The 13,907-nt window shown below is 64.2% G+C and carries 13 protein-coding genes; 9 read left to right on the top strand and 4 right to left on the bottom strand.

The genetic code is table 11. The annotated features are described in order from the left end of the window. Positions 1–145: 145 nt before the first annotated feature. Positions 146–406, bottom strand: coding sequence for a hypothetical protein (locus tag NN662_RS06825; protein ID WP_261929548.1), 261 nt, complete (start codon positions 404–406; stop codon positions 146–148). Between the two features lie 190 nt (positions 407–596). On the opposite strand from NN662_RS06825, the gene hemF reads away from it, so the two are divergent. The 4 genes from hemF to NN662_RS06805 all read left to right on the top strand — a co-directional run bounded on the left by hemF (position 597) and on the right by NN662_RS06805 (position 3,837). Continuing rightward, on the top strand, positions 597–1,511 hold the full coding sequence (gene hemF, locus NN662_RS06820) for an oxygen-dependent coproporphyrinogen oxidase (RefSeq protein WP_261929547.1): 915 nt from the start codon (positions 597–599) through the stop codon (positions 1,509–1,511). A 107-nt stretch (positions 1,512–1,618) separates the two neighbouring features. Next, positions 1,619–3,166, top strand: a complete 1,548-nt coding sequence (locus NN662_RS06815; protein WP_315972584.1) for a cryptochrome/photolyase family protein — start codon at positions 1,619–1,621, stop codon at positions 3,164–3,166. Between the two features lie 131 nt (positions 3,167–3,297). Beyond that, positions 3,298–3,582: a hypothetical protein gene (locus tag NN662_RS06810; protein WP_261929545.1), complete on the top strand. Its 285-nt coding sequence runs from the start codon at positions 3,298–3,300 to the stop codon at positions 3,580–3,582. A gap of 69 nt (positions 3,583–3,651) precedes the next feature. After that, complete coding sequence (locus tag NN662_RS06805) at positions 3,652–3,837, top strand: DUF1059 domain-containing protein (RefSeq protein WP_261929544.1); 186 nt, start codon at positions 3,652–3,654, stop codon at positions 3,835–3,837. Positions 3,838–3,859: 22 nt separating this feature from the next. On the opposite strand, the gene NN662_RS06800 is transcribed toward NN662_RS06805, so the two are convergent. The 3 genes from NN662_RS06800 to NN662_RS06790 are packed head-to-tail and all read right to left on the bottom strand — an operon-like array spanning position 3,860 to position 6,374. Continuing rightward, positions 3,860–5,122, bottom strand: a complete 1,263-nt coding sequence (locus NN662_RS06800; RefSeq protein ID WP_261929543.1) for a CCA tRNA nucleotidyltransferase — start codon at positions 5,120–5,122, stop codon at positions 3,860–3,862. Further along, on the bottom strand, positions 5,119–5,754 hold the full coding sequence (locus NN662_RS06795; RefSeq protein WP_261929542.1) for a CoA pyrophosphatase: 636 nt from the start codon (positions 5,752–5,754) through the stop codon (positions 5,119–5,121). Before NN662_RS06795 ends, NN662_RS06800 begins: the two co-directional genes overlap by 4 nt. Further along, entirely contained in the window at positions 5,751–6,374 is a 624-nt protein-coding gene (locus tag NN662_RS06790; RefSeq protein ID WP_261931883.1) for a DUF1285 domain-containing protein, read from the bottom strand. Before NN662_RS06790 ends, NN662_RS06795 begins: the two co-directional genes overlap by 4 nt. Positions 6,375–6,549: 175 nt before the next feature. Between NN662_RS06790 and NN662_RS06785 the strand changes: the two genes are divergently transcribed. The 5 genes from NN662_RS06785 to NN662_RS06765 are packed head-to-tail and all read left to right on the top strand — an operon-like array spanning position 6,550 to position 13,815. After that, positions 6,550–7,554, top strand: coding sequence for an AAA family ATPase (locus NN662_RS06785; protein WP_410010964.1), 1,005 nt, complete (start codon positions 6,550–6,552; stop codon positions 7,552–7,554). A gap of 25 nt (positions 7,555–7,579) precedes the next feature. Beyond that, a complete protein-coding gene (locus NN662_RS06780) occupies positions 7,580–8,500 on the top strand; it encodes a DUF58 domain-containing protein (protein WP_261929540.1) in 921 nt (306 codons plus the stop codon). After that, positions 8,497–11,319: a DUF4159 domain-containing protein gene (locus NN662_RS06775; protein ID WP_261929539.1), complete on the top strand. Its 2,823-nt coding sequence runs from the start codon at positions 8,497–8,499 to the stop codon at positions 11,317–11,319. Before NN662_RS06780 ends, NN662_RS06775 begins: the two co-directional genes overlap by 4 nt. Further along, positions 11,319–13,388, top strand: coding sequence for a hypothetical protein (locus NN662_RS06770; RefSeq protein ID WP_261929538.1), 2,070 nt, complete (start codon positions 11,319–11,321; stop codon positions 13,386–13,388). The genes NN662_RS06775 and NN662_RS06770 overlap by 1 nt, the downstream gene beginning before the upstream one ends. A 4-nt stretch (positions 13,389–13,392) precedes the next feature. After that, positions 13,393–13,815 (top strand): GNAT family N-acetyltransferase, encoded by a 423-nt coding sequence (locus tag NN662_RS06765; protein ID WP_261929537.1) that lies wholly within the window; start codon positions 13,393–13,395, stop codon positions 13,813–13,815. Positions 13,816–13,907: the final 92 nt, after the last annotated feature.

Genomic DNA, 13,907 nt, shown 5'->3' with positions numbered 1-13,907 from the left:
TATTTGTCGGGAATGCTAAAATTCGAGCGGTTCCTGTACTTTTCAGCACGCACAGGCACATCCATACAAGAATAGAAAATAAAACGTGAAGAACTACTTCCAGCGCACCAAAACAAGACGCATCGGGAAAATCTCTACTCAGGGTTTAGTCTGCGGTCGGCAACCGGCGCATTGTGAATTCGATGCGGTCACCTTCTAGCTGCCGCCAGCTTTCCACCGCGGTCCAGTAGGCAGCCTTGGGAAACGCGTCGAACCATTCGCGTGCCTTGGCGCGCGCTTCCTCGCGGTCGAGGCAGTAGGTCTTTCGCACGAAATCCGTATTCTTGCCCCGCGCGCGCTCGTCGCGGTGCTGTCTGATCCGTCGCTTCAAACCGTCCATCGGCGGACGGGCGGGTACCTTCGCCATGCACAATACCTCTCGCCACACTGAAGAATAGTGCGGGCAATGAAGTATTGCGAGTCCATTTTCACAACTGATCCGCGCGCCGATCACCAACCGCCGTTGGTTTTTCCGCCGCCAACTGTTAGAGCACGCGGTAACGAGAGGGCGGCAGGAACGAGTCGCCGCCATCAGCGCTGACGACGCGGAGGAAGCGATGCAGAGACCGGAACTGCCCAAAGGCCTGCCGGACGATATCGAGGAGAAGAAGACCAGGGCCCGGGCCTGGTTCGAAGAGCTTCGCGATCAGATCTGCGCGTCTTTCGAAACGCTCGAGGACGAGCTTGCCGGCCCCCTGTCGGATCACGAGCCGGGCCGCTTCGAGCAGACGGACTGGAAACGCGACGGCGGCGCGGGCGGCGGTGGCCGCATGTCGATGCTTGGCGGCCGCGTCTTCGAAAAGGCCGGCGTCCACACCTCCACGGTGCATGGCGAGTTCTCGCCGGAATTCCGCAGCCAGATCCCCGGCGCCGAGGAAGACCCGCGCTTCTGGGCATCCGGCATTTCGCTGATCGCCCATCCGGTGAACCCGAACGTCCCGGCCGTCCATATGAACACCCGCATGGTGGTGACGTCGAGCCAGTGGTTCGGTGGCGGCGCCGACCTGACGCCGGTTCTGTCGCGCCGGCGCACGCAAGACGATCCCGACACGCAGCTCTTCCACAAGTCGATGCAGATCGCCTGCAGCCAGCACGATGAAGTCGCCGACTATCCACGCTTCAAGGAATGGTGCGACGAATACTTCTTCCTGAAGCATCGCAACGAGCCGCGCGGCATCGGCGGTATCTTCTTCGACTGGCTGCATTCCGACGAGGAGCGCGGTGGATGGGATGCGGACTTCGCCTTCGTGCGCGACGTCGGCCGTGCCTTCAGCCTCGTCTATCCGAAGATCGTCCGCGACAATTTCAACAAGACGTGGACCGAAGCGGATCGCGACGAACAGCTGATCCGCCGCGGCCGCTATGTCGAATTCAATCTGCTGTACGACCGGGGCACCATTTTCGGCCTGAAGACCGGTGGCAATATCGATTCCATCCTGTCTTCGCTACCGCCCGTGGTCCGCTGGCCGTAGCAAGGCAGCGGATTTTCGCCTGATCCGCCGGGCGATCACATTCGTAGTTTCAAGGGAGCCCGGCGCGCCAATGCGCCGGTCATCCCGATGAAAGACGAATGCTTTCCATGGCCGACCGCCCTTCCCTCATCCTGATCCTTGGCGATCAGTTGTCGCCCGAGATCAGCAGCCTGCGGAACGCCGACAAGGACCGCGACATCGTGCTGATGTGCGAGCTGCGCGACGAGACGGGCTATGTCGGCCATCACAAGCAGAAGCTGGTCCTGATCCTTTCGGCCATGCGTCACTTCGCGCGCGAACTCGAGGCCGATGGCTGGACCGTCGACTATGTGCGCCTGATCGATGCCGGCAACACCCATAGCTTCACGGACGAAGTCGCCCGCGCGCTCAAGCGCCACAAGCCTGGCAGGCTCATCGTCACCGAGGCAGGCGAATGGCGTGTCCAGCAGATGATCGATGCCTGGGCGAACGATCTTGATATCGAGGTCGACTGCCGGCCCGACGAGCGTTTTCTCTGTTCGAAGGCCAAATTTGCGGACTGGGCGAAGGGGCGCAAGGAATTCCGCATGGAGCATTTCTATCGCGAAATGCGCCGTGTCACCGGTCTCCTGCTGGACGGCGACAAGCCGGAAGGCGGCAAGTGGAATTTCGACCACGACAACCGCAAGCCCGCCAAGGAAGACCTGTTCCTGCCGAAGCGCCTGCGCTTCAAGCCGGACGAGATCACCCGCGAGGTGATCGCACTCGTGGAGAAGGAGTTCCCGGATAACTTCGGCTCGCTGGACAATTTCGGTTGGGCGGTGACGGCTAAGGATGCCGAACGCGCGTTGGACGATTTCCTCAAGACATCGCTCGCCGATTTCGGCACCTATCAGGACGCGATGCTGAGCGACCGGCCGTTTCTCTATCACGGGCTGATCTCGCCCTACATCAATCTCGGACTGCTCGATCCGCTGGCGGTCTGCCGTGCGGTGGAGGAAGCCTACGGAAGCGGCAAGGCGCCGCTGAATGCCGCCGAAGGCTTCATTCGCCAGATCATCGGCTGGCGCGAATATGTCCGCAGCATCTACTGGCTGAAGATGCCGGACTATCGCGACAGGAATGCCCTGTCGGCGAAAAACCCCCTGCCCTGGTTCTACTGGAGCGGCGAGACCGACATGAATTGCCTCCGCCAGGCGATTGGCCAGACGCGCGACGAGGCCTATGCCCATCACATTCAGCGGCTGATGGTGACCGGCACCTTCGCCCTTCTCGCCGGCATTGATCCACACGCCGTCCACGAATGGTATCTCGCCGTCTATATCGACGCCTTCGAATGGGTCGAACTGCCAAATACGCTCGGCATGAGCCAGTATGCGGACGGTGGCCTGCTCGGATCGAAACCCTATGCCGCGAGCGGCGCCTACATCAACCGCATGTCCAATTACTGCGAGGATTGCGCCTTCGACGTGAAGGCTCGAACCGGCAAGAATGCCTGCCCTTTCAATTATCTCTACTGGGATTTCATTGCCCGCCATGAAAAGCGTCTCGGCTCCAATCCGCGCATGCGGCAGATCTACGCGACCTGGCAAAAAATGGATGCCGGCGACCGCAAGGCGGCAAGAAAACAAGCCTCTGAATTTCTTGAGACACTCCGCGCTGACACGCAAAGATAACCGTCGCGTCTTCGCATCATCCGCCTTGCCTTACCGGTTTTTAATTTAGCTTTGGCGCAAAAGATGCTACCTTTACCAGTAGAGCAACCTTTGGAGGGATCGTAGCTCGCTTTCAGAAGGAGGAGTTCGCTATGGCAAATGCTAAGACCGACCGCAAACCGGTCATCGATGTTGCAACAGAGTCCCCCCGTAAGACGCGTCCCCTTAAGATCGAAATCGAACGCCTTGCCGAAGATCTGCGCGCGGCGAGCGATCTGGACCTGCCTCATTCCTATTTTGTCGAGCAGGCTAAGCTGAAGCTCGGCGGCCACCCCGAAATCGCGACCGGACACAAGGAAGCGATCGAAGGCAGGGTCACGCATGGTGGGCAATATCAATCGCCCGCATGCTTCAACGCCTGGGCAATGCCGGACTGAGATTTCCGGTCTCCGGGTGGAACCGGCCGCGATCAAGTTGCGTTGGCCGATGACAAAAAGGAGAACCTGATGAAACTATTCGAATGTGGAACGCTCGTGCCGGGTTGCGAATGGCATACCCGCGCCGACGAGGAAGCCGAAGTGGTCCGCCGCGCGGTCGAACACATGCGCACCGTGCACGGCGAGACCGTGATCCGGGAAAACATGGTCGAAAACATCAAGGCCCGGATCCGCAAGGAAGACAAGGCGGCCTGACAACGGGCCGCGACCAGGGGCATCAGTCCCTGGTCGTATCTGTCTCATTCAGCCGGGCGAGAAGGCTCTCCCGGTCCATTGTGAAATTCGACTTCACCCACTCTTCTTCCAGCGCTTTCAGACCGTCTCCGACCTTCGGACCGGGTTGCATGCCTGCGGCGAGCATATCCGCGCCCGACAGCGGGAAGACCGGCTTCTGCCATCGGTCCGCCCGCTCCAGCAGGAGCGACAGCCGCCCCACTTTCGCCATCGCCAGCATGTCTGCGCCGGCCTTCGCCCTCGCATTGGAAAGATCGATGCGCAGCCGCGCGATGATGCCAGCGCTCCCCGACCGGTACAGAAGACGGTCGAACGCGCGGTCACTGATGTCTTCGGCAATCGCCGGAGCGCCTGCAAAGGCGGCAAGCTCGGCGGCTTCGGCATTCGAAAGCCGCAGGCGCTTTGCTAGGGACGTCAGGCGCTCGGCGTCCGGTGGCACCATGGCCATCAGTCGCAGCATCGGATCCGGCGTCCAGCCAAGTGCGGTGCCGGCCTCGACAAGCGCTGGTATCGTGTCGATGCCCCATTTCTCCGTCTCCGGCAGGATTTCGGTCAGGACACCCGTCTGGCGCATCCAGAGAAGCGCCCTGCCCGGATTCGGCGCGCCGAGCAGCTTCTTCGTTTCCGACCAGATGCGTTCCGCCGAAAGCGTCGAAAGTTTGGATCGTGCCGCCGCTGACGCACGGAGGCCAGCGGCATCCGGACGGCCGCTGCCGTAGAGCGCGAAGAAGCGGAAGAAGCGGAGAATGCGCAGGTAATCCTCGGCGATCCGCTCGCCGGCATCCCCGATAAAGCGCACGGTGCGCGTTTCGATATCCGGCATGCCGTTGACGAGATCGATGATCTTGCCGTCCGCATCGGCATAGAGCGCATTGATCGTCAGGTCGCGCCGCTCGGCATCGACCTGCCAGTCCGTCCCGAACGCCACTTCCGCGTGACGCCCGAAGGTCTGGACGTCCTTGCGCAGCGTCGTGACCTCGAACGGCGTATGGTCCTTGACCAGCGTAACCGTGCCGTGGTCGATCCCGGTCGGCACGGCCTTGATCCCGGCCTCGGTTGCCCGGCGGATGACCTCCTGCGGCAGAAGCGTCGTGGCGATGTCGATATCGCCGACGGGTATGCCCATCAGCGCATTGCGTACCGCGCCGCCGGCAATCCGCGCCTCCCCGCCATCGGCATTCAGGAGGGCCAGGACCGCTTGCAGCGCCGGTTCCTTGAACCACGCTTCGTCGGCGACAGTCTTCATGCGTAGAGCCTTTCATAAATGGTGCGGACGATGCCCGCCGTCACGCCCCAGATCATCCGCTCTCCGTAGGGAATGCGGTAGAAATGCCGCACGGCGCCGCCGAGCATGCCGCTGTCGCGCCTGTGGTTTTCCGGCTGCATAAGAAAGGACAACGGCACCTCGAAAACGTCATCCACCTCGTGCGGGTTTAGCGTGAACTTGAAACCGGGCCGGACGACGGCGAGCACCGGCGTGATGCGGAAACCGGTCGCCGCCAGATATTGCGGCATCCGGGCCACCGGCTCGACAAAGGACGGGTCGAGCCCGATCTCCTCCTCGGCCTCGCGGATCGCCGCCCGCTCCGGACTGCCGTCCTCGGCATCGACCGAACCGCCGGGAAACGCCACCTGCCCGGAATGCTTGCGCAGTTTTTCCGTGCGCTTGGTGAAGATGACCGCCGCGTCGGGACCGTCGTCGACGACCGGCACGAGAACGGCGGCATCGCGGAGCTTCGGCGTATCGATCGCCCGCACCAGATCGACGTTCAGGAAATGATCGCCATGGTCCAGCACGGCGTGTTCGATCGGCGCGCCGACCTGATCGAGAGCCCGGCGGCGAAACTCCGCGGCCGAATAGGGAAATTCGCTGCTCATTGCGACAAGGCATCCAGTTCGGCCGTCGGCATGATCGGGAAGACCGCGCCACCTGAGCGCACCGAGAACATCTCGACCCCGTCGACCGTCTCGCTCTCGCCAAGCGCCACCAGATCGTACATCAGCGCCCGCGTGACAAGCGCCTCCAGCCGGCCGCGCACGTGAATGTAGGGCTTAAGCTGATTGTCCTCGCCCGCCATCTCGAAGCGCAGCGGATGCTCCGGCCCGACCTCGACGACATCGCCGACATTGGTCCGGAAGGTGAGCAACGGCGCGCCGTCCTTCTCGCCGACATGCATCTCGACGGCCAGGAACGGCGCGTCCTCGACCCGGATGCCGACCTTTTCCACAGGCGTGACGAGATAGGTCTTGCCGTCCTCGTCCCGCCGCAGGACGGTCGAAAAGAGCCTCACCAGCGGTTTCCTACCGATCGGGGTACCCATGTAGAACCACGTGCCGTCGGCGCGGATTTCCATGTCGATATCGCCGCAGAACGGCGGATTCCAGCGCTCCACCGGCGGCAGACCACCGCCCTTGGCGCCGGTCTCCGATGCGGCACGCTGCACGAGTGCGGCCAGTCCGGCCGCATCCTGCTGCGCTTTCATCTCATTGGCCGCCATCATTCAGTCCCGATTATCCATTTACCATTCCCTTCACGAGATAGTCATTTGCACCCAGCTTGTCAGCCACCACAATGGAAATAAGCTATGATGCGCTGAAGTGCAGAGCCCGACACCACGATTCGGCAGCCCAATTTCGCCCGCACCCTGCCAATGGAGATGCCCCATGAGCCTGATGTCCGCTTCCGAAACGACACTCGATGAGAAAGCCATCGTCGAGCTTGCCGAACGGGCGCTCGCCGACATCGCCTCGGTCAAGAGTGAGGTGGCTAAAGTCATCTTCGGCCAGGAAAGCGTCGTCGAGAACACCCTGCTCGCAGTCCTCTCCGGCGGTCACGCACTTCTGGTCGGCGTGCCGGGCCTCGCCAAGACGAAGCTGGTAACGACGCTCGGGACGGTCCTCGGCCTCTCGGCCAACCGCATCCAGTTCACCCCCGACCTGATGCCATCGGACATTCTCGGTTCCGAAGTCATGGACCAGGACGAGCACGGCCGCCGCTCCTTCCGCTTCGTCAAGGGGCCGGTGTTCGCGCAGCTCCTGATGGCCGACGAAATCAACCGCGCTTCGCCGCGCACCCAGTCTGCGCTCCTGCAGTCCATGCAGGAGTACCACATCACCATGACCGGCCAGCGCTACGACCTGCCAGCGCCCTTCCACGTGCTCGCGACCCAGAACCCGCTGGAGCAGGAAGGCACCTATCCGCTGCCGGAAGCCCAGCTCGACCGCTTTCTGCTGCAGGTCGACGTCAACTATCCGGAGCTCGCCGCCGAGCGACAGATCCTGATGGAGACGACCGGCATTGCCGAAGGCAAGGCGGAGAGCGTGATCGATGCCGAGCGGCTGCAGTTCATCCAGAAGCTCATCCGCCAGATGCCGGTGCCGGACAGCGTCGTCGATGCGATCCTCGATCTGGTCCGCTCGGCCCGCCCGGGTCAGGGCAATGCGACGACGGACAAGCATGTCGCCTGGGGTCCCGGCCCGCGCGCCGGCCAGGCAATGATGCTCTGCGCCCGCGCCCGCGCGCTCTACGAAGGCCGGCTGGCGCCGTCGCTCGACGATGTCTATGCGCTTGCCGAGCCGATCCTGCAGCACCGCATGGCGCTGACCTTTGCAGCAAGAGCGGAAGGCATGAGCGTTCGCGACGTCATCGCCGACCTCGTCCGGAAGGCCAAGGGTTGAACAAGGTTATAGGAGGCCGGCGAATTTGGCGGCAATAGGCCAGAAGGTCATCCCGACACCGGCGACGGAAACGCTTGCACGCGCCCGCCAGCGCGCTGCACTCATCCCCGATTGCATGGTCGAGGCCAAGCGTATCGCCAATACGGTGATCGCCGGCTGGCATGGCCGCCGCAAGCGCGGCATCGGCGAAAACTTCTGGCAGTTCCGCCCTTTCACCGAAGGCGAAAGCCTGTCGCGCATCGACTGGCGTCGCTCGGCGAGAGACGATCATGTCTATGTCCGCGACCGGGAATGGGAAGCCGCCCACACCGTCTGGCTCTGGGCCGACCTCTCGCCGTCGATGATGTACAAGTCGAGCATGGCGCCGGTATCCAAGGAAAGCCGGGCCATGGTGCTGATGCTGGCGCTTGCCGAAATCCTGGCGCGCTCCGGTGAACGCATCGGCTGCCCGGGCGTCATGGAACCCGTCTCCGCCCGCAACGCCGCCGAACGGCTGGCCACCGCCCTGATGCACACCGACATCGACGGCGGCCTCCCCGACACCGGCATGATCCGCTCCTTGAGCGATCTGGTGCTGATCGGCGATTTTCTCGACACGCCGGAAGCCATTCTCGACCGGCTCGGCCCGCTCGCCAAGCGCGGCCTTCGCGGCCATGTGGTCGAGATCGCCGACCCGGCGGAAGAGGAATTTCCCTATGCCGGCCGCACGGAATTCGTCGATCCCGAAACCGGAGACAAGCTGATTTCCGGCCGCGCCGAGACCGTCCGCGAGGATTACCGCAACGCCTATCTGTCGCGACGTTCCGCGCTTGGCGAGAGCTTGCGCCACCTCGGCTGGAACTTCATCAGCCATCGCACCGATCATCTCGCCTCCGAGGCCCTTGTCGCCGTGCACATGTATCTCTCCGGCATGCCGGCAAAGACCGTCAACGGAGGCCGGCGATGATGGGATTGCCTTTCGCCTTCACCTTTCCGCTGGCGCTCGGCGCGCTCATCGCCCTGCCGCTGATCTGGTGGTTGCTGCGCCTGACGCCGCCATCGCCAAGGACGGAAGTCTTTCCGCCGCTGCGCATCCTTGCCGGTGTGCTCAAACGCGAAGAGACGCCGGCCAAGAGCCCATGGTGGCTGACCCTCCTGCGCATGATCATGGCGGCGGCCGTCATTCTCGCCATCGCCGGCCCCGTCTACAATCCGCAGGTCAGCAAGGTCGCCGGCGACGGGCCACTGGCGCTGGTGATCGACAACAGCTGGGCTTCGGCCGCCGACTGGGACAAGCGGGTCGAAACGGCGAAATCGATCATCGAGGATGGCGCTGATGGCGAAAAGCCGGTGGCGATCGTCTTCACCACCGACCAGACGCATGACGCGACACCCGGAACGGCCCGTGCGGCGCTGGAAAAGCTCGCCGCCGCCAAGCCGCGCCCGCTGAAGGCCGACCGCGCCAAGGCGATCGAAGCCCTGCGCGCCGAACTGCAGGGGCAGACGCCCGGCACGCTCGCCTTCATCTCGGACGGTATCGACGAGGCCGGCGACCGCAAGGCGATGCAGATGCTCGCAGACCTCAAGCCGCAATCGCTCGATCTGATCGAGGGCGACAACAGCCGCGCGGTGGCGCTGACCTCCGCGTCCAACGATGCCAGCAGCATGACGGTCACCGCGACGCGCCTCGACACCGCCGCGCCCGCCCGCCATCTTCTCGTTGCCCAGGATAGCCAGGGCCGGCCGATCGCCACCGGCGACCTCGACTTTGCCGCCGGTGCGGCTACGGCCAGCGCCAAAATCGACGCGCCCTTCGAAATGCGCAACGACTTCGCCCGCATCGCCATCCGCGACATGGACACCGCCGGTGCTGCCTATCTGCTGGACGACGGCTTCAAGCGCCGGCGCGTGGCGCTGATTTCCGGCGAGGCGGCCAACGAATTCCAGCCGCTGCTCTCGCCGCTCTATTACATCCGCCGGGCACTGGAGCCCTATGCCGACCTGATCGCCCCGGACAATGCCGACATGTCGGTCGCCATCCCAAATCTCCTCGAGCAGAAGCCCTCGGTCATCATCATGGCCGATGTCGGCCGCCTGCCGGCCGAAACCTATGCGCCGCTCGAACGCTGGCTGGCAAACGGCGGCATGCTGATCCGCTTTGCCGGTCCAAGACTGGCGGCCGCCCCCGCCGACGATCCGCTGGTGCCGGTGACGCTTCGCCAGGGCGAACGTTCGCTCGGCGGCGCGCTCTCCTGGGCCGAGCCGCAGCCGCTTGCCGACTTTCCGCCGGACGGCCCCTTCGCCGGCCTGCCGACGCCGAAGGACATCCTCGTCAAGCGGCAGGTGCTGGCCGAACCAAGCCCGGACCTTGCCGCCCGCACCTGGGCGAGCCTTGCCGACGGCACCCCGCTCGTGACCGCCAAGCCGGCCGGCGCCGGCAACATCGTGCTCTTTCATGTGAGCGCCGAGGCGACATGGTCGAACCTGCCGATCTCGGGCGAGTTCGTGGAAATGCTGCGCCGTGTCGTGCAACTGTCCCGCTCGGGCGGCGCGACGGCGGAAACCACCGCCAATTCGATCGCCAGCCTCCTGCCGCCCTACCGATTGCTGACCGCCAACGGCGCGTTGACGAGCGACACCGGCTCGGCCAAGCCGCTCGACGTCGCGGCCAAGGGCGGCGTGCGGACGAGCTTCGACAATCCGCCCGGCCTTTATGGTTCCGAGGACGGCTTCACCGCCCTCAATCTAATGGCGAAGGACGAAGTGCTGAAACCGCTTGATCTTTCCGGCATCGCCGTGCCCGTCACCCGCAGCCAGCTTGTCGGCAACGAGGCATTGTCCCTGAAGCCGCCGCTCTTCATCCTCGCCTTCATGCTGCTGGCACTCGACAGCCTGATCGTGCTCTTCATCAACGGTGCGTTTGCCCGTCTGCCAAAGGCGACACGGGCGGCGGGGAGTGCCGCCGCGATCCTGCTCTTTGCCGCAGCCTTTGCCTTCGCGGTACCGCATCAGGCCCGCGCCGACGACAGCAAGCCCGGCGACGACATCCTGATGAAAAGCCTGGACACCACCCATCTCGCCTATGTGGTGACCGGCGAGAAGGCGACCGACGACATTTCCGAGGCGGGGCTGAAGGGGCTAACCGAATTCCTGACCTACCGCACGGCGCTGGAACCCGGCGAGCCGATCGGCGTCGATATCTCGCAGGACGAGCTTGCCTTCTACCCGATGATCTACTGGCCGGTTTCCGCCACGGCCCCGATGCCGACCCCCGCCGCGATCAGCCGCATCGATGCCTATATGCGCAACGGCGGCACGGTCTTGTTCGACACGCGCGACCATATCAGCGGGCTCGGCGACGACTCCGTCTCCGCCAATGGCGAGCGCCTGCAGATGATCCTTGCCAATCTCGACATTCCGCCACTTGAGCCGGTGCCGGCCGATCATGTGCTGACCAAGGCCTTCTACCTGCTCTCCAGCTTCCCCGGCCGCTATGCGGGCGGCCCGTTGTGGGTTGAAGCGCGGCAGGATCCCGACAAGGCGAGCCGGAAGTCATCGTCTTCGGGCGACGGCGTCTCGCCGATCTTGATCACCGGCAATGATTTCGCGGGCGCCTGGGCCATCAACGATCGCGACGAGCCGCTGCTGCCGACAGTGCCGAATGACGAAACCCAACGCGAATACGCCTACCGTGTCGGCGTCAACATCATGATGTACATGCTGACCGGCAACTACAAGGCCGACCAGGTCCACATCCCGGCGCTGCTTGAAAGGTTGGGCCAGTAATGACGGTTGCCTTTTCGCCCTTCCTGCCCTGGCCCGTCATCGCCGTTCTGGCCTTCGCCGCCGCAGTCCTGCTGGCGCTCGGTATCTGGCGCTCGGTGCGCGGCACATGGCTTCGCGCCGGTGCGCTTCTCCTCCTCCTGGCGGCGCTCACCAATCCGGAACTCCTGCAGGAGGACCGCGAGCAGCTGTCGACCATCGTGCCGGTCGTCGTCGACCGCTCGCAAAGCCAGATGACGCCCGAGCGCATCAAGGCGACCGATGAGGCTCTGGCTCAGGTCGAACAGAGACTGTCGCGCTTTCCGCGGCTGGAACCACGCATCGTGGAAGCCCGCGACGACGCCGATGCCGAGGCGCCCGCCACCAGGCTCTTCTCCGCCCTGCAGGCGGCCGTCGCCGACGTCCCGCCGTCGCGCATCGGCGCGGCGATCTTCATCACCGACGGCCAGATCCATGACCTTCCTAAATCGGCCGACCAGATCGGATTCAACGCGCCGGTCCACGGCCTGATCACCGGCCGGGCGGACGAGTTCGACCGCCGCATCGAGATCGTCAAGGCGCCCCGCTTCGGGCTCGTCAACAAGGAGCAGGAGCTCACCTTCCGCGTCATCGACGACGGCAAGGCCCCCTCCTCCGCCGCCGACGTCACGGTGCGCATGAATGGCGAGGAAATCGCCACCTTGAGCGCAAGGCCCGGCCAGGACACTCCCTTCTCCTTCAAGGTCCCGCGTGGCGGCAACAACATCCTGGAATTCGACGTCGGCGCACTTGCCGGCGAGGTGACGACCGCCAACAACAAGGCGATCCACGAGATCGAAGGCATCCGCGAGAACCTGCGCGTGCTGCTGGTCTCCGGCGAACCGCATGCCGGCGAACGCGCCTGGCGCAATCTCTTGAAGTCGGACGCGTCCGTCGACCTGGTGCACTTCACCATCCTGCGGCCGCCGGAAAAGCAGGACGGCACGCCGATCAACCAGCTGTCGCTGATCGCCTTCCCGACCCGCGAACTCTTCGTCGAGAAGATCGAGGACTTCGACCTGATCATCTTCGACCGCTACCAGCATCGCGGCGTGCTGCCGATCCTCTATTACGACTACATCGCCCAGTACGTGCAGAACGGCGGCGCGCTGCTGATCGCCGCCGGGCCGGAACATGCGGGCGACAATTCGATCGCGCTCACCCCGCTCGAAACCGTGCTGCCCGCCGAACCGACCGGACGCATCGACGAGAAGGCGTTCTATCCGCGCCTTTCCGACGAGGGCAAGAAACACCCCGTTACCCGCGGGCTCGAAGGTTCCGACCAGGAGCCGCCGCACTGGGGCCGCTGGTTCCGCAGCGTCGACGTCGAACGGCCGAAGGGCGAGACGGTGATGGTCGGCGACGACAACCACCCTCTCCTCGTTCTCAACCGCGTCGGCGAAGGCCGCGTCGCCATGCTGCTCTCCGACCAGGGCTGGCTCTGGGCGCGCGGCTTCGAAGGCGGCGGACCGCATGTCGCCCTCTACCGGCGCATTGCCCACTGGCTGATGAAGGAGCCGGCGCTGGAAGAAGAAGCCCTGACGGCAAAGAGCAGCGGCCGGACGCTCGAGATCACCCGCCAGACCATCGGCGACGATCCGGGCCCGGCAACCGTCCGCTTCCCGTCCGGCAAGAGCGAGAGCGTAACCCTGACGCAGTCGAAGCCCGGGCTTTACGCCGCCGAGGTGAAGACCGATGAGACCGGCCTCTTCCAGATCACCAACGGCGATCTTTCGACGCTTGCCCATGTCGGCGCACCGGATGCGCCGGAGTTCAAGGCGATGGTGTCCACCGAACAGGTGCTCGCCCCGGTCGTCGAGGCCAGCAAGGGCTTGATGACACGCGTCGAGAAGGCCGACGGCAATGTCGACGTGCCCGCGGTCCTGCCGCTTTCCGGCACCATTCGCACGGCCGACAGCCAGCGCATGGTGGTCCACCTGACCGATGAAAGCGTGCTGAAGGGCATCAACACCTATCCGCTGTTTGCGGGCTTTGCGGGGCTTGGCGCGCTGCTCCTCGCCTTCTCGGCCATGTGGTGGCGTGAAGGACGCTGAAACCGTGACGCCTCGTCTCGAAGTCACCGATACGCTGGACGCTGGGGCCGAAGAGAAGATCCTCGCCGAATTGAAGGCTCACAATGACGTGCTGTTCGGCGCTCCGAGCGACCGCCGCGGCCTCTACGTACCGATCCGCGATGAGGCCGGCGCCGTCATCGGCGGGCTGACCGGCTACACCGGCCGCGGCTTCCTGCATGTGGAAATGCTGTTCATTCCGGAAGAGATGCGCGGAAAGCGCCTCGCCGGCCGTCTGCTGGAGATCGCCGAGACGGAGGCGAAGGCCCGCGGCTGCGTCGGCGCCTATATCGACACGGCCAATCCCGACGCCCGCCGCGCCTACCAGCGGCAGGGCTACGAGATCATCGGCACGCTTGCCGACTACCCGCCGGGCTTCTCCATCACCTGGATGGCCAAGCGGTTTTGACGCGCTTCCCGGAAATGGAAAACCCCTCGGAGATGTCCGAGGGGTTCAATCAATAGCAGTATTAAAAGACCGATACCCGGCCCTTCGCATGG

This window comes from Rhizobium sp. NRK18, from assembly GCF_024385575.1.
Taxonomy (GTDB): Bacteria; Pseudomonadota; Alphaproteobacteria; order Rhizobiales; family Rhizobiaceae; genus JANFMV01.
The sequence above is the reverse complement of the archived record's forward strand: the minus strand, read 5'-3'. Positions and strand labels throughout refer to the sequence as shown.

Excerpts from the sequence above, each read along its gene's own strand:
- hemF (WP_261929547.1), top strand. The coding sequence starts at position 597 with ATGCAGAGACCGGAACTGCCCAAAGGCCTGCCGGACGATATCGAGGAG.
- NN662_RS06775 (WP_261929539.1), top strand. The coding sequence starts at position 8,497 with ATGATGGGATTGCCTTTCGCCTTCACCTTTCCGCTGGCGCTCGGCGCG.
- NN662_RS06785 (WP_410010964.1), top strand. The coding sequence starts at position 6,550 with ATGTCCGCTTCCGAAACGACACTCGATGAGAAAGCCATCGTCGAGCTT.
- NN662_RS06815 (WP_315972584.1), top strand. The coding sequence starts at position 1,619 with ATGGCCGACCGCCCTTCCCTCATCCTGATCCTTGGCGATCAGTTGTCG.
- NN662_RS06790 (WP_261931883.1), bottom strand. The coding sequence starts at position 6,374 with ATGGCGGCCAATGAGATGAAAGCGCAGCAGGATGCGGCCGGACTGGCC.
- NN662_RS06770 (WP_261929538.1), top strand. The coding sequence starts at position 11,319 with ATGACGGTTGCCTTTTCGCCCTTCCTGCCCTGGCCCGTCATCGCCGTT.
- NN662_RS06795 (WP_261929542.1), bottom strand. The coding sequence starts at position 5,754 with ATGAGCAGCGAATTTCCCTATTCGGCCGCGGAGTTTCGCCGCCGGGCT.
- NN662_RS06825 (WP_261929548.1), bottom strand. The coding sequence starts at position 406 with ATGGCGAAGGTACCCGCCCGTCCGCCGATGGACGGTTTGAAGCGACGG.
- NN662_RS06810 (WP_261929545.1), top strand. The coding sequence starts at position 3,298 with ATGGCAAATGCTAAGACCGACCGCAAACCGGTCATCGATGTTGCAACA.
- NN662_RS06805 (WP_261929544.1), top strand. The coding sequence starts at position 3,652 with ATGAAACTATTCGAATGTGGAACGCTCGTGCCGGGTTGCGAATGGCAT.
- NN662_RS06800 (WP_261929543.1), bottom strand. The coding sequence starts at position 5,122 with ATGAAGACTGTCGCCGACGAAGCGTGGTTCAAGGAACCGGCGCTGCAA.